This is a genomic window from Streptomyces sp. NRRL S-1813, assembly GCF_000719605.1.
GTDB lineage: Bacteria > Actinomycetota > Actinomycetes > Streptomycetales > Streptomycetaceae > Streptomyces > Streptomyces decoyicus.
This window is the reverse complement of sequence record NZ_JOHB01000031.1, coordinates 39,249-66,231: the sequence shown is the minus strand read 5'-3', so window position 1 is coordinate 66,231 and position 26,983 is coordinate 39,249. Positions and strand designations below refer to the sequence as shown.

17 protein-coding genes and 2 pseudogenes are annotated in these 26,983 nt (G+C 71.7%); 8 read left to right on the top strand and 11 right to left on the bottom strand.

Going from position 1 to position 26,983, the window contains the following annotated elements; translation table 11 throughout:
* Nucleotides 1-165: 165 nt before the first annotated feature.
* Nucleotides 166-1,260 (top strand): DUF2637 domain-containing protein, encoded by a 1,095-nt coding sequence (locus IF67_RS0131245; protein ID WP_030991364.1) that lies wholly within the window; start codon nt 166-168, stop codon nt 1,258-1,260.
* Nucleotides 1,261-1,300: 40 nt separating this feature from the next.
* On the opposite strand, the gene IF67_RS0131240 is transcribed toward IF67_RS0131245, so the two are convergent.
* Nucleotides 1,301-1,678 (bottom strand): ATP-binding protein, encoded by a 378-nt coding sequence (locus tag IF67_RS0131240; RefSeq protein WP_030991363.1) that lies wholly within the window; start codon nt 1,676-1,678, stop codon nt 1,301-1,303.
* 380 nt (nt 1,679-2,058) lie between these two features.
* Between IF67_RS0131240 and IF67_RS0131235 the strand changes: the two genes are divergently transcribed.
* On the top strand, nt 2,059-5,235 hold the full coding sequence (locus IF67_RS0131235; RefSeq protein WP_030991360.1) for an alpha-mannosidase: 3,177 nt from the start codon (nt 2,059-2,061) through the stop codon (nt 5,233-5,235).
* Nucleotides 5,236-5,268: 33 nt separating this feature from the next.
* On the opposite strand, the gene IF67_RS0131230 is transcribed toward IF67_RS0131235, so the two are convergent.
* Complete coding sequence (locus tag IF67_RS0131230; RefSeq protein ID WP_030991358.1) at nt 5,269-7,011, bottom strand: pyruvate dehydrogenase; 1,743 nt, start codon at nt 7,009-7,011, stop codon at nt 5,269-5,271.
* A gap of 142 nt (nt 7,012-7,153) precedes the next feature.
* A complete protein-coding gene (locus tag IF67_RS0131225; RefSeq protein ID WP_030991357.1) occupies nt 7,154-8,584 on the bottom strand; it encodes a protein phosphatase 2C domain-containing protein in 1,431 nt (476 codons plus the stop codon).
* Nucleotides 8,585-9,010: 426 nt separating this feature from the next.
* Here IF67_RS0131225 and IF67_RS0131220 point away from each other — a divergent pair, with 426 nt between their 5' ends.
* Complete coding sequence (locus IF67_RS0131220; RefSeq protein ID WP_030991355.1) at nt 9,011-9,493, top strand: DUF456 domain-containing protein; 483 nt, start codon at nt 9,011-9,013, stop codon at nt 9,491-9,493.
* A gap of 47 nt (nt 9,494-9,540) precedes the next feature.
* On the opposite strand, the gene IF67_RS0131215 is transcribed toward IF67_RS0131220, so the two are convergent.
* The 4 genes and pseudogenes from IF67_RS0131215 to IF67_RS0131200 all read right to left on the bottom strand — a co-directional run bounded on the left by IF67_RS0131215 (nt 9,541) and on the right by IF67_RS0131200 (nt 14,149).
* Nucleotides 9,541-11,142, bottom strand: a complete 1,602-nt coding sequence (locus IF67_RS0131215) for a bifunctional transcriptional activator/DNA repair enzyme AdaA (protein WP_063754407.1) — start codon at nt 11,140-11,142, stop codon at nt 9,541-9,543.
* A gap of 238 nt (nt 11,143-11,380) precedes the next feature.
* The gene (rsgA, locus tag IF67_RS0131210) at nt 11,381-12,508 is read right to left on the bottom strand and encodes a ribosome small subunit-dependent GTPase A (protein WP_030991351.1); all 1,128 of its coding nucleotides are present in this window, start codon (nt 12,506-12,508) and stop codon (nt 11,381-11,383) included.
* A gap of 362 nt (nt 12,509-12,870) precedes the next feature.
* Nucleotides 12,871-13,532: pseudogene (locus IF67_RS39640) on the bottom strand (tRNA (adenosine(37)-N6)-threonylcarbamoyltransferase complex transferase subunit TsaD).
* 92 nt (nt 13,533-13,624) lie between these two features.
* Nucleotides 13,625-14,149, bottom strand: a complete 525-nt coding sequence (locus tag IF67_RS0131200; RefSeq protein ID WP_030991349.1) for a DinB family protein — start codon at nt 14,147-14,149, stop codon at nt 13,625-13,627.
* Between the two features lie 228 nt (nt 14,150-14,377).
* Between IF67_RS0131200 and IF67_RS39635 the strand changes: the two are divergent.
* Together IF67_RS39635 and IF67_RS0131190 are read left to right on the top strand one after the other, a co-directional pair.
* A pseudogene (locus IF67_RS39635) lies at nt 14,378-15,621 on the top strand (SpoIIE family protein phosphatase); the annotation flags it as partial.
* 155 nt (nt 15,622-15,776) lie between these two features.
* Nucleotides 15,777-16,265, top strand: coding sequence for a hypothetical protein (locus tag IF67_RS0131190; protein ID WP_030991347.1), 489 nt, complete (start codon nt 15,777-15,779; stop codon nt 16,263-16,265).
* 44 nt (nt 16,266-16,309) lie between these two features.
* On the opposite strand, the gene IF67_RS0131185 is transcribed toward IF67_RS0131190, so the two are convergent.
* Nucleotides 16,310-16,753, bottom strand: a complete 444-nt coding sequence (locus tag IF67_RS0131185; protein WP_234341441.1) for a DUF4118 domain-containing protein — start codon at nt 16,751-16,753, stop codon at nt 16,310-16,312.
* Nucleotides 16,754-17,038: 285 nt separating this feature from the next.
* Between IF67_RS0131185 and IF67_RS0131180 the strand changes: the two genes are divergently transcribed.
* Nucleotides 17,039-19,006: an APC family permease gene (locus IF67_RS0131180; RefSeq protein WP_030991344.1), complete on the top strand. Its 1,968-nt coding sequence runs from the start codon at nt 17,039-17,041 to the stop codon at nt 19,004-19,006.
* A gap of 90 nt (nt 19,007-19,096) precedes the next feature.
* Nucleotides 19,097-19,906, top strand: a complete 810-nt coding sequence (locus tag IF67_RS0131175) for a maleylpyruvate isomerase family mycothiol-dependent enzyme (protein ID WP_030991342.1) — start codon at nt 19,097-19,099, stop codon at nt 19,904-19,906.
* Between the two features lie 119 nt (nt 19,907-20,025).
* Here the strand turns inward: IF67_RS0131175 and IF67_RS0131170 are convergent, their stop codons facing one another.
* Together IF67_RS0131170 and IF67_RS0131165 are read right to left on the bottom strand one after the other, a co-directional pair.
* Nucleotides 20,026-21,213 (bottom strand): acyltransferase family protein, encoded by a 1,188-nt coding sequence (locus tag IF67_RS0131170; protein WP_234341440.1) that lies wholly within the window; start codon nt 21,211-21,213, stop codon nt 20,026-20,028.
* Nucleotides 21,210-23,615: a glycosyltransferase gene (locus IF67_RS0131165; RefSeq protein WP_037840094.1), complete on the bottom strand. Its 2,406-nt coding sequence runs from the start codon at nt 23,613-23,615 to the stop codon at nt 21,210-21,212. The genes IF67_RS0131170 and IF67_RS0131165 overlap by 4 nt, the downstream gene beginning before the upstream one ends.
* Nucleotides 23,616-24,262: 647 nt before the next feature.
* On the opposite strand from IF67_RS0131165, the gene IF67_RS0131160 reads away from it, so the two are divergent.
* On the top strand, nt 24,263-24,988 hold the full coding sequence (locus IF67_RS0131160) for a hypothetical protein (RefSeq protein WP_030991338.1): 726 nt from the start codon (nt 24,263-24,265) through the stop codon (nt 24,986-24,988).
* A gap of 81 nt (nt 24,989-25,069) precedes the next feature.
* On the opposite strand, the gene IF67_RS0131155 is transcribed toward IF67_RS0131160, so the two are convergent.
* A complete protein-coding gene (locus tag IF67_RS0131155; RefSeq protein WP_037840092.1) occupies nt 25,070-26,659 on the bottom strand; it encodes a nucleobase:cation symporter-2 family protein in 1,590 nt (529 codons plus the stop codon).
* Nucleotides 26,660-26,983: the final 324 nt, after the last annotated feature.

The following is a 26,983-nucleotide window of genomic DNA, read 5'->3' as shown; positions in this document are numbered from 1 at the left end:
GTGATCTCGTTCGAACTCAACTTCCTTCAAAAGAATGGCAGTTCGATGCCGAGGTGGCTTCATCGCACCCCTTGGCGTCGTCTTATTCCGAATGCCTCGGTTACGGCAGCGGGTTCCGTCAGGATGGCGCGCGAAACCGCGTAGGCCGAGGCAAGGGATCCCAGAATGAGAATGACCGATATATCGCTGGATTGGCTGGTTCCCGGAGCCCTGCTGCTCATCGGCGTGCCGGTGGCCGCGGCACTGGTGGTACGCGGCAGGCGCGCGGCCGCGGCCCGGTCCACCGGCGACGACTCCTGGGAACGCAGCGAGGAGCGGCGCCGCCGCAAGGAGACGGTCTTCGCCTCGGCCTCGTACCTGCTGCTGTTCTGCTGTGCGGCGGTCGCCGCCGCGCTGTCCTTCCACGGTTTGGTCGGCTTCGGCGTACAGAACCTCAACCTCTCCGGGGGCTGGGAGTATCTGGTGCCGTTCGGGCTCGACGGCGCGGCGATGTTCTGCTCCGTGCTCGCCGTGCGGGAGGCCAGCCACGGTGATGCGGCGCTCGGCTCCCGGCTGCTGGTGTGGACGTTCGCGGGCGCGGCGGCGTGGTTCAACTGGGTGCATGCGCCGCGCGGCCTGGACCACGCGGGCGCTCCGCAGTTCTTCGCCGGGATGTCGCTGTCGGCGGCGGTCCTCTTCGACCGGGCGCTCAAGCAGACCCGCCGGGCGGCACTGCGCGAGCAGGGTCTGGTGCCCCGTCCGCTGCCGCAGATCCGGATCGTGCGCTGGCTGCGCGCGCCCCGGGAGACCTTCGCGGCCTGGTCGCTGATGCTGCTGGAGGGCGTACGGACACTGGACGAGGCCGTCGAGGAGGTCCGCGAGGACCGGCGCGAGAAGGAGCAGAACCGTCTCCGCAGGCGCGAGCAGGGCAAGCTCGACCGGGCTCGCATCAAGGCCATCAACCGGCAGCACCGCGGCTGGGGCCTCGGCCGTGGCGGCGGCCGGCAGCTGGCGGTGACGCAGGCGGTGACGGCCTCCGCGGAGGTGGCCGGCCCCGACCCCGCCATAGCCGGCGGCATCGAGCCGCCGCTCACCGGGGAGCTGCCGGTGCGCGCCCGTCCGGCGCTCAAGGCCGTGTCCGAAGCTGAGGCCGAAGGCGTCGACGCCACGGCCGGGCCCCGTAGGACCGTGGATCTCACCGCCGAGGACGACACCCAGACGATTCCGCGTCTGGACTCCCTCGAGGAGAAACTCGCCGAGATCGAACGGCAATTCGGCTGACCGGCGGCGGACCGCGCCCTTCGGCACCCCCGTCCATGGGTCAGGCCGGTCCGCTGCCCAGCTCGAACCAGACGCTCTTGCCCAGGCCTTCGGTACGGATGCCCCACGCGTCGGCCAAGGAGCGCACCAGCAACAGCCCCCTGCCGGAGGTTCCGTCCGTGGTCGGTGTGCGGGGCTCGGGGCGGCCGGGCGCGAAGTCCCTGACCTCCACCCGGAGCCGGTCGCTGACCCTGGCCGTGACGACGGCGCCGCCCTCGGCATGCACCAGGGCGTTGGTGACCAGCTCGCTGGTGAGCAGGGTCGCGACCTCCGCGAGCTCGCCGCCCCCCGGCGCCGCCCAGCGGTTCAGCAGCTGACGCAGCTCCCTGCGCACCTCACCGACCGCTTTCAGATCCGCATGCCGTACTTTGCGCTCCAGTACGCCCGGCGCTCGCGCCGTGACTCCCCCGTTCCGGCTCCCCTCGGCCGTTTCCTGCCTTCTGTCCCGTTCCTCGCGCCGCACAGGCTGACGCATTTTCTCCCCCGCCCCCAACAAACATCGGCGCTCTGCCTCGAACAGCCTCACGGTCAGCATGCCCATCGGATCTGCCGCCATGCTTCCGCGCGCCGGGTCTCAGGGTCACCGGTGCGCGTCCCGCGCGCCGGGTGCGCCGGGCCGTGCCTCAGTGGGTATGCCTGATCCGAGCCTGTCGTGGAACCCCGGCCGGGACCCGGATGAGCGGGGCATTCCCGGCAACCGCCGGGGCACCCCCGCCCGCGTCCTGGAGACGTCGGGGCGTACGAGCCCGAGGAGCCGCTGTGCACGACGACCGACTGCTGGTGGAGGGGCGTCTGGAGCGGGCGCTGGGGCAGTTCATCAGGCCCGCGCAGTACGCGGCGCGGGTGCCGCTGCGGCTCGCCGTCTGGCATGCGCCGGGGATTGGGGCCTCCCCTGCTCGAGCAAAGTCGAGAGCTTGGGGAACGGTGCCGGTGGGCGAGGCGCTTTTGGCCCCGTACGAGCCGTTCGCGGCCGGTGAGCCCTGGGGCCCGCCGTGGTCCACGAGCTGGTTCCGGCTGGCGGGCGAGGTGCCGCAGGAGTGGGCGGGGCGGCGGGTGGAGGCCGTCATCGACCCCGGCTTCAGCGGCGACGGGCCCGGGTTCCAGGCCGAGGGGCTGGTCTATGACGCCGAGGGGGTGCCCCTGAAGGGCATCCATCCGCGCAACCGCCATGTGCCCGTCGGTGCACCGGCCGGTGGTGGTGAGGAGGTGCGGCTGCTACTGGAGGCCGCCGCGAACCCCGCGGTGCTGCGGGACTTCCGCCCCACCGCGCTCGGCGATGTACGGACCGCTCCCGGCCGGCCGCTGTACCGCTTCGCCTCGGCGGACCTCGCGGTGCTCGACGAGACCGTCTGGCACCTGATCCTCGATATCGAGGTGCTCTCCGAGCTGATGCACGAGCTGCCCGCCGACGGCTCGCGCCGGCACGAGATCCTGCGGGCCCTGGAGGACATGCTGGACACGCTCGATCTGCACGATGTCGGCGGCACGGCGGCCGCGGGCCGGGCCGCGCTGGCGGACGTACTGAGCCGCCCGGCCACCGCGAGCGCCCATTGTGTCGTCGCCACCGGCCATGCACATATCGATTCCGCCTGGCTGTGGCCACTGCGCGAGACCGTGCGCAAGGCATCCCGCACCTTCGCCAATGTCACCCAACTTGCCGATGAGTATCCTGAGTTGGTGTTCTCCTGCTCCCAGGCGCAGCAGTACGCCTGGGTCAAGGAGCATCAGCCGCACATCTGGGAGCGCATCAAGGAGGCCGTGCGCAGGGGTAATTGGGTGCCGGTGGGCTCGATGTGGGTGGAGTCCGACGCCAATATGCCCGGCGGTGAGGCGCTGGCCCGGCAGCTGGTGCACGGCAAACGCTTCTTCCTGGAGGAGCTGGGGGTGGAGACCGAGGAGATCTGGCTGCCGGACTCCTTCGGCTACACCGCCGCGTTCCCGCAGCTGGCGCGGCTGGCCGGCGCGAAGTGGTTCCTGACCCAGAAGCTGTCGTGGAACCAGACGGACAAGATGCCGCACCACACCTTCTGGTGGGAGGGCATCGACGGCACCCGCGTCTTCACCCACTTCCCTCCGGTCGACACCTACAACTCCCGCCTGCACGCCGCCGAGCTCGCCCACGCCGAACGCAACTTCGCGGACAAGGGCCGCGCCACCCGCTCCCTGGTGCCCTTCGGCTGGGGCGACGGCGGGGGCGGCCCGACCCGCGAGATGCTGGAGCGGGCCCGCCGTATCCGCTCCCTGGAGGGCTCACCGCGCGTCGGGATCGAGCCGCCGGCCCGGTTCTTCGAGGCCGCCCATGAGGAGTACGGGGCCGCGGCGCCGGTCTGGTCGGGTGAGCTGTACCTCCAGTTCCACCGCGGTACGTACACCTCGCAGGCGAAGACCAAGCAGGGCAACCGGCGCAGTGAACATCTGCTGCGCGAGGCGGAGTTGTGGGCCGCGACGGCGGCGGTACGGGCGGGCGACGGCGGGTACGCCTACCCGTACGACGCCCTCGACCGCCTCTGGAAGACCGTGCTGCTGCACCAGTTCCACGACATCCTGCCGGGGTCGTCCATCGCCTGGGTGCACCGCGAGGCCCGCGACACCTATGCGGCGGTCGCAGCCGAACTGACCGGGATCATCGAGACGGCGCTCGGGGCACTGGCAGGGAGTGAGGCGGCGCCTGACGGGGTGCCGACGGTGTTCAATGCCTCGCCCTACGACCGGGACGAGATCGTGGCGCTCCCGGGGACGGGGCCGGGGCCGGGGCCGGACGAGCCGACCCAGGTCGCGGTGCATGTCCCCGCGCTGGGTTCGGCGGCCGTCCGTCCGCCCGGCCCGGACTCCGTCACTCCGCCGCCCGCGCCCGTCCGGGCGGACACCGGCGCGGAGAGCACTCTCACGCTCGACAACGGGCTGCTGCGGGTGACGGTCGACGCCGACGGCCTGCTGGCCTCCGTACGCGATCTGCGCGCCGGCCGGGAGGTGCTGGCGCCGGGCGCCCGTGGCAATCTGCTGCAACTGCACCCCGACCACCCCAACAAGTACGACGCCTGGGACCTCGACCGGCACTACCGCCACCGGCACACCGATCTGACCGACGCCGAGTCCGTCGAGCTGGCCGCGGCCGGGCCGCTGTCCGCGACGGTGCGGGTGACCAGGGCGTTCGGCGCGTCCCGGATCACCCAGGAGCTGACCCTGCGGGCGGGCTCGCACCGCCTCGACATCACCACCGACATCGACTGGCACGAGTCGGAGAAGGTCCTCAAGGCCGCCTTCCCGCTGGATGTCCACGCCGAACGGTCCACCTCCGAGGTGCAGTTCGGGCACGTACACCGCGCCACGCACACCAACACCAGCTGGGACGCGGCCCGTTTCGAGATCTGTGCGCACCGCTGGCTGCGGGTCGCCGAGCCGGGCTACGGCATCGCCCTGCTCAACGACTCGACGTACGGGCACGACGTCACCCGCAGCCCGCACCCCGAGGGTCTGGGCACGACGGTCCGGCTGACGCTGCTGCGCGCCCCGCACAGCCCCGACCCCGAGACCGATCAGGGCACCCACCGCTTCACCTATGCCCTGCTGCCGGGCGCCGGGACCGGCGATGCGGTGGCCGAGGGGCTGGCACTCAACCTGCCCCTGCGGACCGCCACCGCGCCGCCCGTCCCCCCGTTGGTCCGCGTCGACCACCCGGCCCTCACCGTCGAGTCGGTCAAACTCGCCGAGGACCGCAGCGGCGATGTGGTGGTGCGGCTGTACGAGTCCCGCGGCGGCCGCGCCACCGGCACGCTCTCCCCCGGCTTCCCGCTCGAACGGGCCACCGTCACCGACCTGTTGGAACGGCCGCTGCACGAGGAGGAGGAAGGGCCGACCTCGGATGTGACGGTGGAGCTGCGCCCGTTCCAGATCCTGACACTGCGGCTGCGGCCTCAGCGTCCGGCCGACGTCTGAGCTGCCTCCGGGCTCGTTGCGCAGGGACAGCCCTTACACCCGGGGGATGTGCCGCAGGTTGGAGCGGGCCATCTGGAGCATCCGGCCGACTCCGCCGTCCAGCACGATCTTGCCGGCCGACAGGGCGAAGCCGGACACCATCTCGGCGCTGATCTTCGGCGGGATGGACAGGGCGTTGGGGTCGGTGACCACATCGACCAGCGCCGGGCCCTTGTGCTTGAAGGCCTCGCGCAGTGCGCCGCGCAGGTGCTTGGGCTTCTCCACCCGGATGCCGTGCGCCCCGGCCGCGCGGGCGATGGCCGCGAAGTCCGGGTTCCGGTTGGTGGTGCCGTACGACGGCAGACCGGAGACCAGCATCTCCAGCTCCACCATGCCCAGCGAGGAGTTGTTGAACAGCACCACCTTCACCGGCAGGTCGTACTGGACCAGGGTGAGGAAGTCGCCCATCAGCATGGAGAATCCGCCGTCGCCCGACATGGAGACGACCTGGCGCTTGCGGTCGATGAACTGGGCGCCGATCGCCTGCGGCAGCGCGTTGGCCATCGAGCCGTGGCTGAACGAACCGATCACCCGGCGACGGCCGTTGGGGGTGAGATAGCGCGCCGCCCAGACGTTGCACATGCCGGTGTCGACCGTGAAGATCGCGTCGTCGGCGGCCTCCTCGTCCAGGAGGGCGGCGACGAACTCGGGGTGGATCGGGACATGCTTCTCGACATTGCGGGTGTATGCCTTGACCACGCCCTCCAGCGCGTCGGCGTGCTTCTTCAGCATCCGGTCCAGGAACTTGCGGTTCTGCTTCGGCCGGACCTTGGGGATCAGACCGCGCAACGTCTCCCGGACATCGCCCCAGACGGCCAGGTCGAGCTTGGTGCGGCGGCCCAGGTGTTCGGGCCGGACATCGACCTGGACGATCTTGTTGTCGTCGGGCAGGAACGCGTTGTACGGGAAGTCCGTGCCGAGCAGGATCAGCAGATCGCACTCGTGGGTGGCCTCGTAGGCCGCGCCGTAGCCGAGCAGTCCGCTCATGCCCACGTCGTAGGGGTTGTCGTACTGGATCCACTCCTTGCCGCGCAGCGCATGGCCGACCGGGGACTTCACCCGCTCGGCGAACTCCATCACCTCGGCATGGGCACCCGCCGTGCCGCTGCCGCAGAACAGCGTGACCTTGTCGGCCTCGTCGATCATCCGGGCCAGCTTGTCGATCTCGGCGTCTCCGGGGCGTACGGACGGACGCGAGGTGACCAGGGCATGTTCGATCGCCCGCTCGGGGGCCTGCTCGGCGGCGATATCGCCGGGGAGGGAGACGACCGCGACCCCGCTCTGTCCGATGGCGTGCTGGATCGCGGTCTGGAGCACCCGCGGCATCTGCTGGGTGCTGGAGATCAGTTCGCTGTAGTGGCTGCACTCGGCGAACAGCCGGTCGGGGTGGGTCTCCTGGAAGAAGTTGGTGCCGATCTCGCTGGAGGGGATCTGGGACGCCAGGGCGAGGACCGGGGCCATCGAGCGGTGGGCGTCGTACAGGCCGTTGATGAGGTGCAGATTGCCGGGGCCGCAGGAGCCGGCGCAGGCCGCGAGCGAGCCGGTGAGCTGTGCTTCCGCCCCGGCGGCGAAAGCGGCGACCTCCTCGTGCCGTACCTGGATCCAGTCGATCGCGGAGTTGCGGCGGATGGCGTCCACCACCGGGTTGAGGCTGTCGCCGACGACGCCGTAGAGCCGCTGTACCCCCGCCCGTACGAGGATGTCCACGAACTGCTCGGCCACGGTCTGCTTCGCCATGTCGCTGTCGCTCCTTCGACGGGTGAGTGGCAGCCCGCCGCCGAGGTCGGGGCTGCTCTCCCATGAACCCATGCGGTGCCCCGGCGCGCCTCCGCTGTGCGGCCCCCGCCGGTCCGTGGTCCGGGTCCCCCCGTTCCCGGCGCTACGACTCCCACACCCCGACCGCCGTACGGTCCTTCGGATGGCCCTCGACCCGCAGTTGCGCGGCGGCGAGGACGTCCACCAGGCCCGGCGGTTCGGCGGCGGACCACCGGTCGGCCAGCCGGGCGGCGAACGCGGGCTCCTCCCGCAGCGGCTCGGCGAGACCGGAGCTGCACAGCAGCAGGGTGTCCCCCGGGCGGGCGAAGGCCGTCCGGAAGAGGAACGGCTCGGGCCGTGCCGGGCTCTCGGCCGGGTACGCGCCGTGCGGCGGGCCGGAGGCGGGACAGGGCAGGCCGGCGGTGTCGTCGCGCCCTGCCTCCGCGGAGACGTGGTCCGTGGCGGGCTCCAGGTCCTGCCAGGCGCCGTCGCGCAGCAGGAAGAGGCCGCCCGCGCCGACGCCGAAGAACACCCGCGTACGGCAGTCCGGATCGGCGGGCAGCAGCAGACAGCGCAGTGCGGCCGGGTACTGCTGCGGTGCGGCGCCGCGCTCCGGAGCCCGGCCGCGCAGCTTGCCGTGGCTGCGGTCGGTGAGCCGCTGGAGCCCGGATCTGAGGGCGCCGCGACGGTCCGTCCGGATGTCCTCCGCCAGTCGGGTGTAACTGCGGCCGACCGCACCGCCGATCCAGGTACAGGCGTCCCGGGCGGCGCGGTGGGCGCCCTCGGCGGCCGGCCTGCCCGTGGCGACGGCGACCAGGAGCAGGGCGTGCCGGCCGGCCCCGAAGCGGGCGGTGAGCAGCGCATCACGGCGTACGTCACCGCGGCGGCGGGCGGCGTCGCCGCGGTGTGAGACGGCACGCAGGGTCAGCGTGCCGTACCGGCCGCCGTCCAGCGTGGTGTCGGGCACCAGGTCGTCCAGCGCGGCCGCGTCGGCGGCGGGAAGCTCGCCCGGCTCACCGTAGGAGGGCGGCCGGTCACCGGGCAGGCCGGTGGTGGCGGGCGGTGGGGTGGCCCGGGGGGTGCGTGGGGCCGGGGTGGCTTGCCGGTCGGTGGCTCGCCGGTCGGGGGAAGGGCGGACGCCGGAGGGGTGGTCGGTGGAGGGGCGGTCGGCGGGGGCGCGGTCGGTGGACGTCGCGCGGGTGCCGGGCCCGGTGGACCGGAGCGGGATCGGTGCTGACGGCTCGGGCGGAGGCGGTGCGTGGCGGGCCGGCGGGGCCGGTACGGGGCGGGCCGGCGGTGACCACGGTTCCTGGGCGGCCGGGCCGGGATCCGGGGGCTCTTCCGGTGCCGGATCGGCCCAACGCGGCGCTCCCAGCGCACGCAGCGCCGACTCGACCCGGTCATCGAGGGTGTCCGGGGCGTCGGACGGCCCGGCATCGCACACCGCGCCGCGGGCCGGGGCGTCCCCGCCCGCGCGCTCGCCTTCGCTGCCGTCGCCGTACAACTGCCGCCACCAGTCGTCCTCGTGCCCGCGCGCGGCTCCCTGCTGATTCATGCGCCGTATTGTCCCTGGACGGCCGCGGCCGAAACAGGGCGCGTAAGAGCGTCCGCCGGGCGGCCGGCAGCCCACGGGGGACCGCACGGCCGGGGCCAGAGGTCCGTGCAGGTGATGAGCGTGGGCCACGGGCACGGCGGACCGAATTGCCGTGGGTCCCGGTCAGTTCGGCCTGCGGTGTGACCGTTCGCCGGGTGACACGGGAGGGGCGGGGCTGACGGCGGGGCGCCCCCGGCCCGGCCGGCCGGCAAGCGCTTCCGGGTCCCGTCCGGCACGCTGGGCCCATGAGAGTGTGCAGCGAACGAGCCGTCACGGGGCGTGCGGGCGCCGGGAGCCAGACCGGTGCGTGAGCGAGTGCGGCGAGCGGGCCATGCGAAGGTGCATGGCCCGCGAGGGCGAGCCGGCCGAGCGGAGTGAGGCCTACGCATGGGTGTGTGGCAGCTGGTCGCGGTCGGCCTGGTCATGCTGCTCGGCCTGCTCGGGGTGCTGGTGCCCGGCATCCCCGGACCGCTGATCGTGTGGGCGGGCGTGGTGTGGTGGGCGCTGTCCGAGAAGTCCTCCCTCGCCTGGGTGGTGCTCATGGGTGCCACCACCGTGCTGCTCCTCAACCAGACGCTGAAGTGGCTGCTGCCCGTCCGCAACCTGCGGGCCGCGGGCGCGCCGTACCGGACGCTGTTCCTGGCGGGGGTGGCCGGCATCGTGGGGTTCTTCCTGCTCCCGGTCGTCGGGGGCCCGCTGGGTGCCGTCGGCGGCCTCTATCTGCTGGAGCGGGTCCGGCTCGGCAGCCGCGGCGATGCCTGGGCCTCGACCCGTACGGTCATGCGCGCCATCGGACTGAGCGTGCTGATCGAGCTGTTCGCCTGCCTGCTGGTCGTCGGCGCCTGGACCGGAGCGGTGGTGGCGGGATAGTGGTGGCGGGATAAGGGGTCAGTCACCACGAGCGGCCGGCTGAGGCGCTACCAGGAGCTGCCGGCTGCGGCATGGACGGGCGGGTCCGACATCACGGTCCCCTCCCGGGCGCCGTGCGGCTCCGGCTCCGGCTCCGGCCCGGTCTCCCGCGGCATCTCCCCCGTAAGCATCTCCCCCGACGGCAGCATCCCGGCGTTCCATAGGTGGTGCAGGGCGTACGCGCCCCAGGGCCGCCATGACGCGGCCGGGCCCATCGTCCCGTGCCCGTCCCGCTCCTGGCCGCTCCCGTGCGCCGCCGCCCCCACATCCGGGTCGCCCAGCGCCCGCATCCTGATGTACGCGGCCGCCCTCGGGCCGACACCGGGCAGTGCGGTCAGCGCCCGCTCGGCGGCGCCACGGTCAGCGCCCGCGTCCAGCAGGACCGCGCCGTCCGCGAGCGCGAGGCACAGGGTGCGCACCGGCTCCGCGACCTGCGCGCCGGTCAGTTCTGCGGGCGCCGGGAAGAGGTGGGTGAGCCCGCCGTCGGCCGCGTCCAGTGGTGTGCCGTACCTGCGCACCAGTGCGGCGGCACGCTCCGGCGGGCCGCCGAGCACCGTCCGTACCGCCAGTTCCTCGGGGTCCGCGGCGCCGGGTGAGCGCAGCCCCGGCCGCTCGGCCACCAGCGGACGGAGCAGCGGGTCGGCACCGAGCCGCTCGGCGACCGCATACGGGTCGGCATCCAGGTCGAACAGCCGGCGGAGCCGCTGCACGGCCGTCGACAGATCCCGCAGATCGGTCAGCCGCAGCCGGCACTCCAGCCAACCGCCGTCCGCCCCGCGCGCCGCCGGGCACACCAGGCCCGCCGGTGGCCGGCGCCGCCCGCGCGGCCCGGTGGGCTCGTCGACCTCGGCGATCCCGCTGCCATGGGTGAGCCGCAGCGTACGGCGATAGGTGCGCCCGCCGCGCGGCCCGCGCACCTCCTCGACGCCGTCCACCGCCCGCACCTGGAGAAAGTCGAAGATCTCAGCCGCCGCGTACGGTCCGCGGTAGGCCAGCCGCAGCGGAATCCCGACGGGGGCCGGGACACCGTCGGCCCCGGCTCCCGGCCCGGTATCCAACGCCGCCGCCCGCAGCTCACTGGGCGTCCCCGCGTAGATCTCCCGCATCGTGTCGTTGAACTGCCGGATGCTGGCGAACCCGGCCGCGAACGCCAGCTCGGTGACGGGCAGTGTGGTGGTCTGAAGCAGCACCCGCGCGGTGTGCGCCCGGCGGGCCCGCGCCAGCGCCACCGGCCCCGCGCCGAGCTCCGCGGTCAGCTGCCGCTGCACCTGACGTGCGCTGTACCCCAGCCGCCGGGCAAGCCCGCCGACCCCCTCCCGGTCGACGACTCCGTCCCCGATGAACCGCATCGCCCGGCCGACCAGGTCGGCGCGCACATTCCACTCGGCGGACCCCGGCACAGCGTCCGGGCGGCACCGGCGGCAGGCCCGGAACCCGCCCGCCTGCGCGGCGGCGGCCGACGGGAAGAACCGCACATTCACCCGCTTGGGAGTGACCGCGGGACAGCTCGGCCGGCAGTAGATGCCGGTCGTCACCACCGCGAAGAAGAATTCCCCGTCGAACCGCGCGTCCCGGCTGGACACCGCTTCGTACCTGGTCTCGTCGTCCATCACCCGTTCAGTCTGCGTCACGCCCGGCGCCCCGGCTGGCGGAAATCGGACATGGCGCTCTCCCGGGGCGGATGGCCTTCCCCGGGAGGGATGGCCTTCCGGGGCGGACGACGTTTCCCGGAACGGACGGCATTTCCGGGACGGACGGCCTTCCCGGGGCGTGGGCGAGCGGGCGAGCTCCGGCCTGACACCGCCCCTCCCCCGCTCCTCACCTCACCCCAGCCCACCTCACCTCACCTCACCTCTGCGGTCCCCGCTTCCGCTCCATCATGTGCCGGCCCAAAGCCTGCTTCTGCTTCCAGTCCCGGCGGATCTCGGCCCGCAGCCGGGCGTCCGTCTTCGCCACGATGTGCTGGTTCTCCCGCAGCAGCTTGCGGTAGCTCTCCAGCCGGCGCACGGGCAACTCCCCGTTCTCGGCCGCCTCTTGCACCGCACACCCGGGCTCCGCCTCGTGCGCACAGTCATGGAAGCGGCACTCCTCGGCCAGCGACTCGACATCCGAGAACGTCCGGGCCAGTCCGGTCCCCGCGTCCCACATCCCGACACCGCGCAGCCCCGGAGTATCGATCAGCACTCCGCCGCCGGGCAGCGCCCGCAGATCCCGAGTGGTCGTGGTGTGCCGGCCCTTGCCGTCCCGGTCGCGGATCGCCTGCACCAGCTGCACCTCCTCACCGAGCAAGGCATTGGCCAGCGTGGACTTGCCCGCACCGGACTGCCCCAGCAGTACGGACGTGCCCCCCGCGAGCACCGCGGAGAGCACATCGAGCCCGTCCCCGGTCGCCGAGCTGACCGCCAGCACCTGCACTCCGGGAGCCGCGGACTCGGCATCCGCGACGAGATACGCCAGCCCGTCCGGCTCCCCCGCCAGATCCGCCTTGGTCAGCGCCACCAGCGGCTGCGCGCCGCTCTCCCAGGCCAGCGAGACGAACCGCTCGATACGCCCGAGATCCAGCACATCGGCCAGCGACACCGCGATCACGGCATGGTCGACGTTCGCCGCGAGGATCTGGCCCTCGGAGCGCTTGGAGGAAGCGGACCGCAAGAACGCCGTACGCCGCGGCAGCAACGCCCGTACGACACCGCCGAGATGGGCGCCGGTCAGCCCGTTCTCCGGGTCGATCACCGCCCAGTCACCGGTGCACGGCACCCGCATCGGGTCACTGGTCGCCACCAGCGCGGTATCCGCCAGCATCGTGCGGATGCCCTCGCCGTCGGGCACGACGACATCCACCCGCCCGCGATCCACGCGGACGATACGGCCGGGCACGAACCCCTGCCCGGCATAGGGGGTGAAACTCTCCGCGAACCCGTCGTCCCAGCCATAGCCGGTGAACGGGTGCGCAGCAGAAAGATCGAGGTCGAACAACGGGATGACCCTTCAGGAAAGAGCGGTCCCGGCCGCGTGCGCAGCGCGCACGAAGAAGTGAGGTCGAGTCAGCCGGAGACCACGGGAACGGGAGTGATGATCTTCTGGATGCGGGCAGCGCCCATCGCAGCGACAGTCATCAGTACTCACCTCCCGTATTCCTCAACAGCCAACTACGGCGGCCTGGGGCCTCCGTCGCGAACAGGGCAACCGTATGCCGACCCGGTACGGCAGCGCCAACCCTTTTTCCGGTTTTCCGGCGCCTCTTCCTCGGAGCGCCCTCTTCCTCGGAGCGTCCTCTCCCTCAGCGCGCCCTCTTCCTCGGCGCACCGTCATCAACCGCGCCGTCATCAACCGTGCCGTCAGGGCACCTTCACAGCCGCGGCACGGGCGACCGGATGCAGCGCCGCGTGGTCCAGGGGCGCTGACGGGTCGATGGAGACGTCCAGAGGGGCCGGTTCGGCTCCTGCCCGGACCAGCAGGTCTCCGATGGCGGCGACCATTGCGCCGTTGTCCGCTCGCCGGCGGCGTCGTCCAGGGTGTCGCCGAGGTGCACGATGCGGTCGCGGGCCAGGTCACGGACGAGCAGCAGCGAGGTGTGGCCGCCGGAGACGATCAGCACCACGCAGGGGTCGGGCAGCGGGCCGTGGGCGAGGGTGTCGGCGGCGACATGGCCGGCCAGGTGGTGCACGCCTTAAAGCGGCACGTCCAGCGCGTACGCCAGGCTCTTCGCACCGGCCAGACCGACCTGGAGCGCACCGGAGAGCCCCGGGCCGGTCGTCACCGCGACCGCCCCGATGTCGGACATCCGCAGCCCGGCCTCCTCCAGCGCCCGGTGCACCACCGGGGTGAACGAGTGGACATGGGGGCGGGCGGCGATCTCCGGCACCACTCCACCGAACCGGGCGTGCTCGTCCATGCTCGACGCCACGGCATGCCCCAGCAGCCGGCCGTCCCGCACCAGACCGGCACCCGTCTCGTCACAGGACGATTCGATGCCCAGCACCACAGGTGTCCCACGCATGCCGTTCTCCTCTCGCGCACTGACGAGGCTAAATGCCGTGGGTTCGTAACTGAGAAGGATATGCAATAAGCCGCCGGGCGGGCCGTCCGGGCTCAGGGGCCCGTGGTGCCGTCGATGCTCTCCCTGATCAGATCCGCATGGCCGTTGTGGCGTGCGTACTCCTCGATCATGTGGACCAGGATCCAGCGCAGCGAAACCTGGCCGCCGAGGTACGCGGCCTCTTGCCCCGAGAGCTTGCCGGTGTCGTCCAGCGAAGCGGCGGCGGTCGCCTCGCGGCTCCGTGCGACTTCCGCGCGCCAAAGGGCCAGCGCCTCGTCGATCCCCCGGTCCGGGGCGAGCGTGAACCCGTCCTTGCCCCCCGCCTCGCTCAGCGGCGGCATGTCCTGACCGGCGAACACCCGCTGGAACCAGTTGCGTTCGACGATGGCCATGTGCTGGACCAGGCCCAGCAGCGACATGGATGAGGGTGTCACCGAGGCCAGGCGGAGCTGACTGTCGTCCAGCCCTGCGCACTTGAGGGCGAGCGTGTCACGGTGGAAGTCCAACCAGGCTTCCAGCATGGCGCGTTCATCGGCTTGCGGGGGCGGAATGCGCCGCCCGTCCGGTGTGGTCTCCATGCGGCTCACCTTTGCACAGGCCGTCGGGGGCGGCGTGGCAATTCCGCGCTCCGGCACCCCCGCGCCGGAGCGCCACGCAAGGGGGGAAGGTCAGGGGCAAGAAGAGGCCACGGGCTCGCACGCCCGCTCGGGGCGGCAGCAGGAAGGAAGCGGCCGAGCGTGACCCCGTGGCGTGCGGGGCGGGCACGCCGGAGGGCCACGGTGTCGACGCAGCCGGCGGCCGGTCACCCCACCGCGCTGCTGCAACCTCAGACGGAGGCGGCACGCAAGGCCTCCGGTGTCGACTACATCGTCGCGTTCAGCCCCACGGGCATCCGCTGGACCCACCCCGATACGCGTCTGATCGGCAAGCATGTCGTCGGTAACGCCTATCGGCCCTCGCACAGCGCGAAGCCGCACACCTCCACCTTCACCTCGGCCCTCGGTCCCGCCGTGAACACGACGGTCCCGGTCGTCGACCGGAACGGTTCGACCGCCGGGTTCGTGTCCGTCGGGATCCGCGTCCAGCGGACGTCCGAGCAGGTGCTGCACCAGCTGCCGCTGCTGGTCGGCTCCGCCGCCGGGGGCTGCTGCTGGTCGTCGGCGGGGCGGCATGGGTGAGCCGTCGGCTGCGGCGGCAGACACACGGGCTGCATCCGGCCGAGTTGCGGCGGATGTACGAACACCATGACGCGGTGCTGCACGCCGTCCGGGAGGGCGTACTGATCATCGGCAGTGACGGGCGGCTGCTGCTGGCCAACGACGAGGCCCGGCGGCTGCTCGCACTGCCCGCGGACGCGGAGCGGCGCCCGGTCGCGGCTCTCGGCCTGGAACCACGGCTGAGCGCGCTGCTGGCCTCGGGGCGGGAGGCGACCGATGAAGTACTGCTGGCGGGCGACCGGCTGCTCGCGGCGAACGTCCGGCCGACCGCCCCCTACGGCGGGCCCGCCGGGACCGTGGTGACGCTGCGGGACTCCACCGAACTGCGGGCGCTGGCCGGACGGGCAGGTCGGACGAGTGGCGGCGGCAGGACCCGGGGGGCACCCAGCGGGTGCTTCTCCGCCCTCGACCTGCCGCCCGACGAACTCCTCAACCACCTGGACGAACTCGTCGCCCATATCGATACGGACGAGGCGCAGGCGGCGGCCTCCGGCAGCGGCGAGCAGGGCGACGACGAGGGCACCTGGCCGGGCGGCAGGGACAGCGACACGGCGGGGGCGCGGGCGAACATGCGACGCACCGGCATCACCGGCGCGACCTGCCTGTACGCCATCTACGACCCGGTCGGCGGCCGGGCCACCCTGGCCAGGGCGGGCCACCCGGGGCCGGCCGTGATCGCCTCCGACGGCACCGTCTCGTTCCCCGACCTGCCCGTCTCCCCGCCGCTGGGCCTGGGCGGCAGGGAGCCGGTGGAGACCACGGAACTCACCCTGCGCGAGGGCTCCCGGCTGGTGCTGTACACGGACGGGCTGATCGAGGGCCGTGACCGCGATATCGGCGCCGGGCTGGAACGGGGGTCCCGTTCCGGTGGCCGCGGAGCCGCCCGGCGTCGCCGGCACCCAGCCCGCCCGCGTGGCTGTCGGATGCACCCCCGTTGCCCCCTGGCTAAGCTCGGTGAAGGGGCCGAAGACCTGATCTTGGAGGCTCCATGGTGCGGCTGCCCGAAGCGCGTGATCTGGCCCCGCGGCTGGCCACCGGCGCATTCATCCTGAACTCCGGGCTGTCGAAGCTGCGGGCCGACCAGGCCACCGCGCAGGCCGTGCACGGCATGGCCTGTGTGGCGTATCCGTTCCTGGAGAAGATTCCCGCCGAGCGGTTCACCCGGTTGCTGGCGGTCTCGGAACTCACGGTCGGCGGCGCGCTGCTGGCGCCGTTCGTACCGACCCGGCTGGCCGGGCTGGCGCTGACCGGGTTCTCCGGCGGGCTGGTCGGTCTGTATCTGCGCATCCCGGGGATGCGGCAGCAGGGGAGTCTGCGGCCGACCCAGGACGGGATTCCGATGGCCAAGGACAGCTGGATGCTGGGTATCGGGCTCGGGTTTCTGGCCACGCCGGGCCGGCGGCGGAGGGCCGCGGCGGCCCGGTACCGGCACGCGGCCGTCTGCCGTCGGCGCCACCGGGGCCGTTGCTGGTGCTGAGCGCCGCGGTCCGCCCGGTGGCGGCCTGAGCGACCGGGCCCCGGTCAGCGGGCCGGGTGCCGCCGGACGGCCCGTACGGCGGCGGCGCAGCCCGCGCCCGCCACACCGGCGAGCAGCAGGACGAGCAGGCCCGTCCGGTCCTGCGGCTGGAAGGCCAGGTCGGAGCGCTGATTGAGCACGAAGCCGTCGTAGAACATCCAGGACACCAGGACCACGGCGGGCAGCAGCACCGGCCGGGCGAGCAGGGACACGGCCACCGTCAGCAGGGCGAACAGCGCCAGCGCGACCGGGGCATGGGCGGTCCCACCGGTCAGCATCAGAGCGGTCACCAGCAGCGCCGCCCCCACGGCGCCCAGCGGCAGGGCGAGGTCCCGGGCGAGGGTGCGGTCGGGCGGCATCCGCAGGGCCGGGTGGGTGCGGGTCGGCGTGCGGGGGGTGTAGGGGAGGTACGGACGGTGCGGGGGCGCCGGACGGTGAAGGGTGGCCACGGGGAACACCTCCTGCTGCGGCCCCTGCGGCGGACCGGTCGGTCCCGTGGACCCGCGGTGGACCCATACCGCCAGACTGCGCGCCGGAGGCGGTGCGGGGGCTCCTCCGGGCCGTCCTTAACGCCGTGCGTACGGGCGGCGAACGGTTTCTGACACGGCCTTGACGGCGGGGGGATGTTGCCGATGTCGCCCCGCGCGGGGTGCGACGAGGCACCGCTGACCTGGTGATGCATACTCGCTCCTCGTTGCCCGAACGACGACCGATGATCGGCAGGACGCCCCCGCATGACCACTGTCCAGGCGGACCCCACGCCCCCCACCCCCACCTCCCGACGGTGGCGCGCCTGGCTCCTGGACGGACTGAGCAGCCAGGCCGCCCGCCACCCCGGGCCGCACGGCACCCCGCCGGCCGAGCACAAGGGCCACTCCTGGTGGCGCGTCATGTGTCTCACGGGCGTCGACTACTTCTCCACGCTGGGCTACCAGCCGGGCATCGCCGCCCTGGCGGCCGGGCTGCTCTCGCCGTTCGCCACGCTCGTACTCATCGCGCTGACCCTGCTCGGTGCGCTGCCCGTGTACCGCAGGGTCGCCAAGGAGAGCCCGAACGGCGAGGGTTCCATCGCCATGCTGGAGCGGCTGCTGCCGTGGTGGGCGGGGAAGCTGCTGGTCCTGGTGCTGCTGGGGTTCGCCGCGACGGACTTCATCATCACCATGACGCTGTCGGCCGCCGACGCCTCGGCCCACGTCGTGGAGAACCCGTTCGCCCCTCCCCTGCTGCACGGCGCGAACCTGTGGATCACCCTGGTGCTGCTGGCCGCCCTGGGCGCGGTGTTCCTCAAGGGCTTCCATGAGGCGATCGGCATCGCCGTCGTACTGGTCGGGACCTATCTGGCGCTGAACGTCGTGGTCCTGGCCACCGCGGCCGGGAATGTGCTCGCGCACCCGGTGGTGATCGGCAACTGGTGGGACGCGATGACCGCCCAGCACTCCTCGCCGGTGGCGATCGTCGGTGTGGCGCTGCTGGTCTTCCCCAAGCTGGCGCTGGGCATGTCCGGCTTCGAGACGGGCGTGGCGGTCATGCCGCAGGTACAGGGCGCCGCCACCGACACCGCGGCGCGCCCGGCCGGCCGGATCCGGGGCACCCGCCGGCTGCTGACCACCGCGGCCCTGGTCATGAGCGGCTTCCTGCTGCTGTCGAGCCTGGCCACCACGCTGCTCATCCCGCAAAAGGAGTTCGAGACCGGTGGTTCGGCCAACGGGCGTGCGCTGGCCTACCTTGCGCACCAGTACCTGGGCGAGGCCTTCGGTACCGTCTACGACCTCTCCACCATCGCCATCCTCTGGTTCGCCGGAGCCTCGGCGATGGCGGGACTGCTCAATCTCGTACCGCGTTATCTGCCGCGCTACGGCATGGCCCCGGAGTGGGCCCGTGCGGTGCGTCCGCTGGTGCTGATCTTCCTGGCCACCGCCTTCGGCATCACCTTCTTCTTCAACGCCAGCGTCGACGAGCAGAGCGGTGCGTATGCGACCGGTGTGCTGGTGCTGATGCTCTCGGCATCGTTCGCCTCCACCGTCGCCGCCCGCCACCGGCGGCTGCGGGCGGCCACCGTCGGCTTCGGCGCCATCACGCTCGTCTTCGGCTACACCCTGGTCACCAATGTCATCGAGCGGCCGGACGGCCTGAAGATCGCGCTGCTGTTCATCCTCGGCATCCTGCTGACCTCGTTCGCCTCACGTGTCCACCGGGCCTTCGAACTGCGCGCCGTACAGGTCGATTTCGACGAGACGGCCGAGCGGCTGATCGGCGCCGCGATGGCGGCCGGGCCACTGCGGGTGATCGCCAACGAGCCCGACGAGCGGGACGCGGAGGAGTACCGGGAGAAGGAGTACAGCCAGCGCGAGGAGACCCATATACCCGACGGCCGGCCGGTGCTTTTCCTCGAGGTGACCGTCAGGGACTCCTCGGACTTCACCACGGATCTGCACGTCCGGGGCGAGGAGCGGTACGGGGCGCAGATCCTGCGGGTGGAGGGCGCCGGTGTGGCGAACACCATTGCCGCCGTCCTGATGCAGCTGCGCGAGCACACCGGTCAGGTGCCGCACGCCTACTTCAACTGGACCGAGGGCCATCCGTTCAGCCATCTGCTGCGCTTCCTGGTCTTCGGCGACGGCGAGGTCGCCCCGGTCGCCCGGGAGGTCCTCCGCCGCGCGGAGCCCGACCCGGCCCGGCGTCCGCGGGTCCACGTAGGCTGACGCGCCGCGCGGGAAGGCGCTGTGACAGGCTGCGCGCACAGGCCCGGCCGGTGAGGTCGCCGGGCCAGGACGATCGGGAAGCACCGCACCATGAACACCTCGGATGACTCGGGCCGGACCGTCAGCCCCGCAGCACACCTCGATGCGGTCGCGAGGGAGACCGCCCGGTTCGTGGCGGCCCTGGAGGGCGCGGACCTGTCGGCCCTGGTGCCCGGCTGCCCCGGCTGGACGCTCCTCGACCTGGTCCGGCACACCGGGAGCGTGCAGCGCTGGTTCTCCGTGCTGCTGCGGCAGCGCGTCCAGGAACCACCGCGGAGCCGTGAGGTGGAGCTGCGGCTGCCGGCGGACGAGGGCGGCTACGGCAGCTGGCTGACCGAGAGCGCGGCCGAGGCGGCCGCAGCGTGTGCGGTCACCGACCTGGATGCCCCGATGTGGGCGTGGGGCGCGGATCACCATGCCAGGTTCTGGGTACGGCGGATGCTGTTCGAGACGCTGGTGCATCGCACCGACGCGGAATCCGCCGTCGGCATCCGGCCGGTGATCGACCGTGATCTGGCGGCGGACGGCGTGGCCGAGTTCCTGGTCAATCTGCCGTTCGCCACGCTCTTCGCCCCCAAGGTGGCGCACCTGCGCGGCAACGGCGAGACCCTGCGCTTCCGGTGCACCGACACCCCGGCGGCGCACGGCGACTGGCTGGTCCGGCTGCGGCCGGACGGCTTCCGGGCCGAGCGGCGGCCCGTGGACACGGCGGACACCGCCACCGCGGACGCCACCGTCAGCGGAGCGGCGGCGGATCTGCTGCTGCTCCTGTACGGACGCCTCGACCGCGGCTCGGACGCGTTCGAGAGCCGCGGGGACGAGGAACTGTTGAGCCGCTGGTTCGCCAACTCCGCCTTCTGAGGCTCTGGTTGCCCGCCTGGAAGAGGTGCGCCGCACGCTCGACTACCACCTGGACAAGATCTTCGCCGGAGACCCGCGCACAGGGCGCTGATCTCCGGCGAAGGAGGTGGCGAAGGCGGTCAGCGGGTGGCCGGCTCCGGATAGAAGTCCCGCGGACGGCCGCGGTGGTCCTTGAGACGGCCCAGCAGACTCGCCGGGTATTCGATGAGCCAGTAGCTCGCCGCGGCCACCGGCACCGCCGCCGCGAACACGATCAGCATCGCCAACGGGAAGCCCGACTGGCCGGTGGGCAGCAGCCCGGCCAGGTGGAGCTGGAGCATGACCGGCTCGTGCCAGATGAAGAGGCTGTAGCTGATCAGTCCGGCCGCGGCCAGCCAACGGGACGCCAAAAAGCCCTGCCAGAAGGTCTGTTGACGTACATGGAGGGTGCTGAAGATCAGCACCACCCACAGGACCGAGGCGATCGGGTGGTAGAAGGTGAACGTGAAGTTCTCCGGACCGGAGTCCAGGGAGAGCGCGAACAGACCGGCCAGCGCGAACGCCACCAGCGGCAGCGCGGTGCGCGGGCCGAGCCGGCCCCGGTCACCGAGGGCGGCCGTCAGCACGGCCAGCCCCATCCCCGCCGCGAAGCCGCCGAAGCGGGCCTGCGGGCCGAAGTACACCACCCAGTCGGTGTGCGGCACCCCGAACCCGTAGTGGGCGACGGCGATCCAGGCGAGCGGCGCCGCGAACAGGAACAGACATCCCGCCGCGCACACCGCCACCCTGGTACGGCGCTGCCGCAGCGGACGGCAGGCGCGTACCGCCAGCGGCCCGAGCGCCACCAGCACGAGGTAGAAGAGCACCTCCAGCGACAGCGACCAGGTGGGGCCCAGGGTGTAGAAGATCCGCTGCTGGTCGAAGACATGGGTGAAGGTGAGGTGCTCGACCAGGTCCCGCCAGTTGCCCGGCAGGGTCGGATTGCGGCTCGCCCAGACGACCAGTACCGCCAGGACGTACAGCGGGAGGATCCGGATCGCCCGCCGGAAGAGGAAGTGCCGGGCCGTCCGGGTCGAGCGCCCGTCGATGGCGGCCCGTGCGTACGACAGCGTCAGCAGATACGCGGACAGCACGAAGAACAGGTCGATGACTTCGAGGGAGAGGACGGCGCCGACGACCGGGTTGTCGACCGGCGGATGGCTGCCCTCGGCGTCGTAGCGGAAGTACTGCTGCCAGACGTGGAAGGCGACGGTGCTGATCGCGGCGAGCCCCCGGAATCCGGCGACGGCACGGTTCCGGTTGCCGGCCGCGGCGTCCGTGCTGCTCATCGGCGGGCCACCGCCTTCACCGCGGCGGCCCGCGGGGTGACCCGCCACTGCCGGTCCCCCAACGCCTCCTTCAGATGGGCCTGCCGGGCCACCATGTTCTTGAAGTGGCTGTAGAAGAAGGTCGAGACGAACAGATACGACCAGAACCACGGGCCGCGGCCGCGGAGTTCGGGAACCGCCAGCCGCCAGGCGAAGAGCGCCTGCACCGGGCCGGCCGCCATGGTGAAGAGCATCGCCAGGACACACACCGGCACCGCCCAGTCGAGCCGCTGAAGCCCGCCGGCCTTCCATGCCGAGTACAGCAGGATGGGCAGGATCTGGAGCGTCAGCCACGGCTGCACCTCCCGCCAGCCCAACAGCACGAACAGGCCCAGCTTCTGACGCGCCGTGAAGACAGGTGAGCGCAGGCCCCGCCACAGATGCTTGAGCGAGACCTGGAGCCAGCCCTGTGCCCAGCGGGAGCGCTGGTTCCACAGCGCCTTCAGCGTGGTGGGCGCCAGCTCACGGGAGATGAGGGTGCGGTCGACGGCGAACCGGGCGCCTTCGCCCAGCGCGCGCAGCGTCGAGTCGATGTCCTCGGTCAGCATCGAACCGTGCATCCGGGTACGGGCCAGCAGGTCGGTGCGCCAGAACCCGTTCGAACCGCCGAACACACCGAAGCCGTAGAGCCGGGTACGGCCCGGGTGGCTGACCGCATAGATCGCCTCGAACTCCACCGCCACCAGCTTGGCGACCCGGGAACTGTCGCCGTTGCGGATCACACAGTGGCCCTGCACGACGTCATGGCCGTTGGACAGCCAGTGCCAGGCGTCCCGGAAGGAGGACGGGGCCGGATGGTGGTCGGCGTCGAAGATCCCGACGAACTCACCGCGGACGCGGGTGACCGCGGCATTGACGTTCTGCGCCTTGGAGGTGGAGCCGGCGACCGGCAGCAGCACCAGGCGCGGGTCGCGGGCCGCGATCGTGCGGAGGGTGTCCTCGACGGGCAGCGGATGCGGTGTGTTGTACGCCAGCACGATCTCCAGCTCGGCGGGGTAGTCGAGGCGGAGGAACGACTCCACCGTTTCGACGATCGTCGCGGCCTCATTGGGCAGATACGCGGCGATGACGGCACTGGCCGGCGGATACGGCGCTCCGGGCGTCTCGGGCCGGGCGACCGCGTCGAGCGAGAAGAGGCACTCCAGGACGATCAGCAGCGCGGACAGCACCAGTCCGGCCACCACCACCCAGTACATGCCGGAGCCGAGGTCGAAGCCCAGCTCGTACGCCTGCTGGTAGAGCACGAACGGCACCGCGACGCCGAGCAGCAGCACCAGAAGCGGGGAGAGCGCCGAGAGGGCGGGCCGGATCAGGGCCCTGAGCGGCGGGCGCCGGTGGCGGTGCGGCGTGCCGCGCATCCACGGTGCGTACCTGACCGGGCGCAGGTCCCGGTGGCGGAGCGCTTCCTGCACGGCGTCCCGGGCCTGCCCGGTGGCCCGGTTGCCGTCCGCGCATCCGGTCAGCGGCAGCCAGCCGATCGCCGGGGTGAGGCGGACGTTCTCGTCGGCGACGATGAACTTGGTGCCGGCGACGGTGGCGGCGAACTTCTCCAGGCCGCGGCGGGCCGTCTCCTCCTCGACGCCGGGCAGCAGCATCAGCAGACGGCCGTCCTCGTCCCAGCCGAGCCGGTCGCAGAAGCTGCCGAGCCGCTCCGCCACCCCGGCCAGCCGTTCGGCGACCTCGCGGCGTACCCGCGGCCCGAGCCGGGCCTCCAGGGCGGCCATCTCGGCGACACCGATCACGGCGAGCACGCCGCCGTGCCGGGCAGCCTCGGGACGCTGTAACTCGCGGGCGAGTTCGTCGAGGAAGTGCGGGTGGGAGTACAGACCGGTGCGCGGGTCGCGCAGCAGGTTCTCGACCGGTACGGGGACCCGGCGGAGCTTGGCCGCGATACGGGCGGACAGCTCGACCGGGTCGGAGGCCTCGGGTATGCAGTCGTCGGCGCCGTGGTGCAGCATGTCCGCCACCCCGGCGGGCTCCGGCCTGGCGGTCACCATCAGGAGCGGCAGCGCCCGGCCTGCGGGGACGGTACGGACCTCGCGGATCACGTCGAGGCCGTGCGCGTCCCGGGCCCCGTGGACGCCCTCTTCGTCGAGGGCGACGATGGCGTCCGGCGGTGCCTGTCCCATCCGCCGTTCGACCTCGCCGGGCGGGGCCTGGCTCACCTCGTGGCCGGTGGCGCGCAGGGTCCGGGTGAGCCGCTCCCGGCGCGGTCCTGGAGCGCCGACCACGAGGACGTGCCCGCCGCTCCGGGAATCGGCGGGGTCGCCGTGGGCGGTGGGGGCGGTGGGGGCGGGGCGGGTCACATCGTCGAGCAGGGCCGTGGGTGAGCCCTTTGGGTTGTTGTGGTGCGAAGTGAGCACCTGGGAACGTCCTTTCGTGCAAGGAGACATGCGAGAGCCGGACCGGCCGCTGTAGGGCGGCAGCAGTCCGGGTCTTCAGCCGGTTGTCAGATGCATGACACGTGAGACGCCGCGCTCGCTCTTCGGGTCCGTCTCTCCGCGGAGCGGACAAGGGCGCGCGGGCGCACGGCTGCTGAGGCAGGCTCCAAGCCTCGGAACGCACAGGCGCGTTCCAGCACTGATCGCATATGAAGGGTCCCATCCTGATCGGATTGTGGGGGAGGACCGGATGTCGGGTGTTATCGACCGGCACCGCGTGGCGGCGCCGGTCGATAACGCCAGCCTTGACGCTGACTGTGACACCACACCTTCTTCCACGTAACGCTCTTATTACGTCGTGCCGTCCAGGTGGTCTCAAGAAACGCTACCGCCCGGTAAGCACCGAGGAATCGGCTATACCCAGTAAGCGAGTTGAGGCATGAAATCGGACAGATAGTGCACATCTCCCGCACATCCACCCTCGCGGCTCCTGCACCCCTTCGACCCGAAGGGGAACTGGAGATTCGTACCTATCGACCATCTGTTAATCTGCCCGCTCCTGGAGGTTCCTCCATCTCCGCTCCCCCCAAGCACCCCCCGTTCACCGGGTGCAGCGAGGTGTCCCGTACGTGTACAGCACTCCCTTTTCCCCCGCAGAGGCCAGATCGGCGCGGGCCCGGGTGGGCCTGAGCACGGCTCAGGTCGCCCAGGCCATGACGGCGTGCGGCGCGCCGGTCCGTCCCGAACTGATCGAGGCCTGGGAGTACGGCACCCAGGCGCCGTCCGAGTCACAGCTGTTCGTCCTGGCGGATGTGCTGTGGTGTCCGCCGACGGCGCTGATGGGCGTCGAGCCCCGGACCCTGGCCGAACACCGGATGGCCCGCCAGCTGAGCGTGGAGCGGCTGGCGCAGCTGATCGGCATGGACCCGGCCATGTACTGGGCGGCCGAGTCGGCACAGCAGTGGAACGGCGACTACCGGCAGACCAAGGCGCTGGTGGAGGCGCTGGGGCTGTCGCTGCGGAAGCTGATCGGGGTGATGGGCCACAACGAGGAGCTGGCCGGGCATCTGCGGTCGGCCATCGACGGACGCTGGAAGGCGCAGGTAGGGGCGATCGCGAAGATCACCACGCTGAACAAGACCCGGGTGAGCGATGCCCTGCGCACGATGCATGCGGAGTTCGCGGAGTTCTCCGAGCGCTACATGGGGCACGTGGTGGCGCGGAACGACGACTCCCGGCTCAAGGAGGTCGCGGCGGAGCGCTCGGCGTATCTGCGCCGGCTGGTCGACCACTTCTGGGACCTGATCGGGGATGCGGGCGAGGCACCGCCGTTCAACAGCGTGCCCACCCACTGACGGGAGCGGCGAGGGCACCGACGGAAGCGGGCGGGGAGGGGCCGGGATACGGCTCCGTCCCCGCCCGCGGCCGTTCACGGCTCAGTGGGTGGGGGTCCCCCAGGGCGGGCCCTGCGGTCCGGCCGGACCCGGCGGGTGGTGCGGGTGCTGCGGGCCCTGCGGACCCGGCGGGTAGAGGCCCTGCGGGGGCTGCGGGCTCTGCGGCTCGTACGGGCCCGCCGGCCCGGGGGCGCCGACCGGCTCGTGTGCACCCGTCGGACCGTGCGCCTCGGCCGGCTCGTCCTGCTCGATGTCGTCCCAGTCGATCTCCATCGTGCTGCGGCGGGTGAAGACGTTGAAGAAGAGGTTCAGCAGGACGGCGGTCAGACTGCCCAGCGTGATCCCGCTGTTGAGGACCGCCCGGACGTCCTCCGGCATCCGCTCGAAGAACGGCTCGACGGCGTTGGGCAGCAGCGCGGCGGCGAGACTGACGGCCAGGATGAGGGCGTTGCGCTCCTCGCGCAGATCCACCTTGCCCAGGATCTGGATACCGACCGCGGCGACCATGCCGAACATCGCGATCGCGGCGCCGCCGAGCACCGGATGCGGAATCGCGGCCACCACACTGCCCGCCTTCGGCAGCAGCCCCAGAATGATCATGAAGCCGCCGGCCGCGACCACCACGAACCGGCTCATGACCTTCGACATCCGCACCAGGCCGATATTTTCGGCAAAGGCCACGTAGGGGAAGGAGTTGAACACGCCGCCGAGAACGGTGGCGACACCGTCGGCGCGCAGGGCGTTGGCGACGGTGGTGTTGTCGACCTTCTTACGGGTGATCTCCCCGATGGCGTAGACGTCTCCGGTGGTCTCCACCATCGTGATCAGCATGACGACGACCATGGCGATGATCGGGAACAGCTCGAACTTCGGCATTCCGTAGTGGAACGGCGTGCTGACACCGAACCAGTCGGCACTCTGCACCGCGCTGAAGTCCACATCGCCGAAGAGCCAGGCGACCGCGGTACCGGCGACGAGGCCGAGCAGGACGGCCAGGCTGCTGAAGTACGGCTTCCCGAGCCGGACCACGAGCAGGACGAAGAGCAGGGTGCCCAGCGCATAGGCGAGGTTCTTGGGATCGCCGTAGCCGGGGTGCCCGATCAACTGCGCACCGCCGGCCGCGTCCTGGAGGCCCTGCGGGATCAGGGTGAGGCCGATGATGGTGAGGATCGTGCCGATGACGACCGGCGGGAAGTACTTCACCAACTTGCTGAAGAACGGCGCGAACAGGAAGGTCGCTATGCCCGCGGTGATCACCGCGCCGTAGACGACGAGCAGTCCGGCGGTGCCGCCGCCCGCGCCCAGGCCGATGGCGATCATCGGCGAGACAGCGGTGAAGGTGACCCCCTGGACCAGCGGCAGCCGGGCGCCGATCTTCCAGATCCCGAGGGCCTGGATGATCGAGGCGATACCGCAGGTCAGCAGGTCCGCGTTGATCAGATAGACGAGCTCCTCGTGGGAGAGGCCCAGGGCGTTCCCGAGGACGATCGGGACGATCACCGCTCCCGCGTAGAAAGCGAGGACGTGCTGGAAACCGTAGAGGGTGAGTTTGCCGACGGGGAGCACCTCGTCGACGGGGTGGGCCTGCTGGCGGGAGAACTGCTGGGGTTCTTGTCGGGAGACTCGTGCCATCTCTGCCTTGCCTTCGCGAGGTAGGTGAATAAGAAGGAACCGGCACCGTCGCATCCCCGGGGACGGACGGGCCGGCTGGGTCTTACAAAGCCGACGTTGAGCGGTGTTGCCGACACCACGTAGCCCTGCGCTGCACTGTGCGTCCTGGTTCGGCAGGACTTCCGTCGATCAGCGCGGCAAATTCCGGCATTTCCATGGAATTTACAGGTGGGACTAATCGGAGCGGTTCACCTTAGTTGACCTGCACCCTTTCTCGCGAGTAACCGGTCGTATTCGCTCACATAAAAGGGGATCATGCACCGAAATCCCGTTTTGAGAACGGGC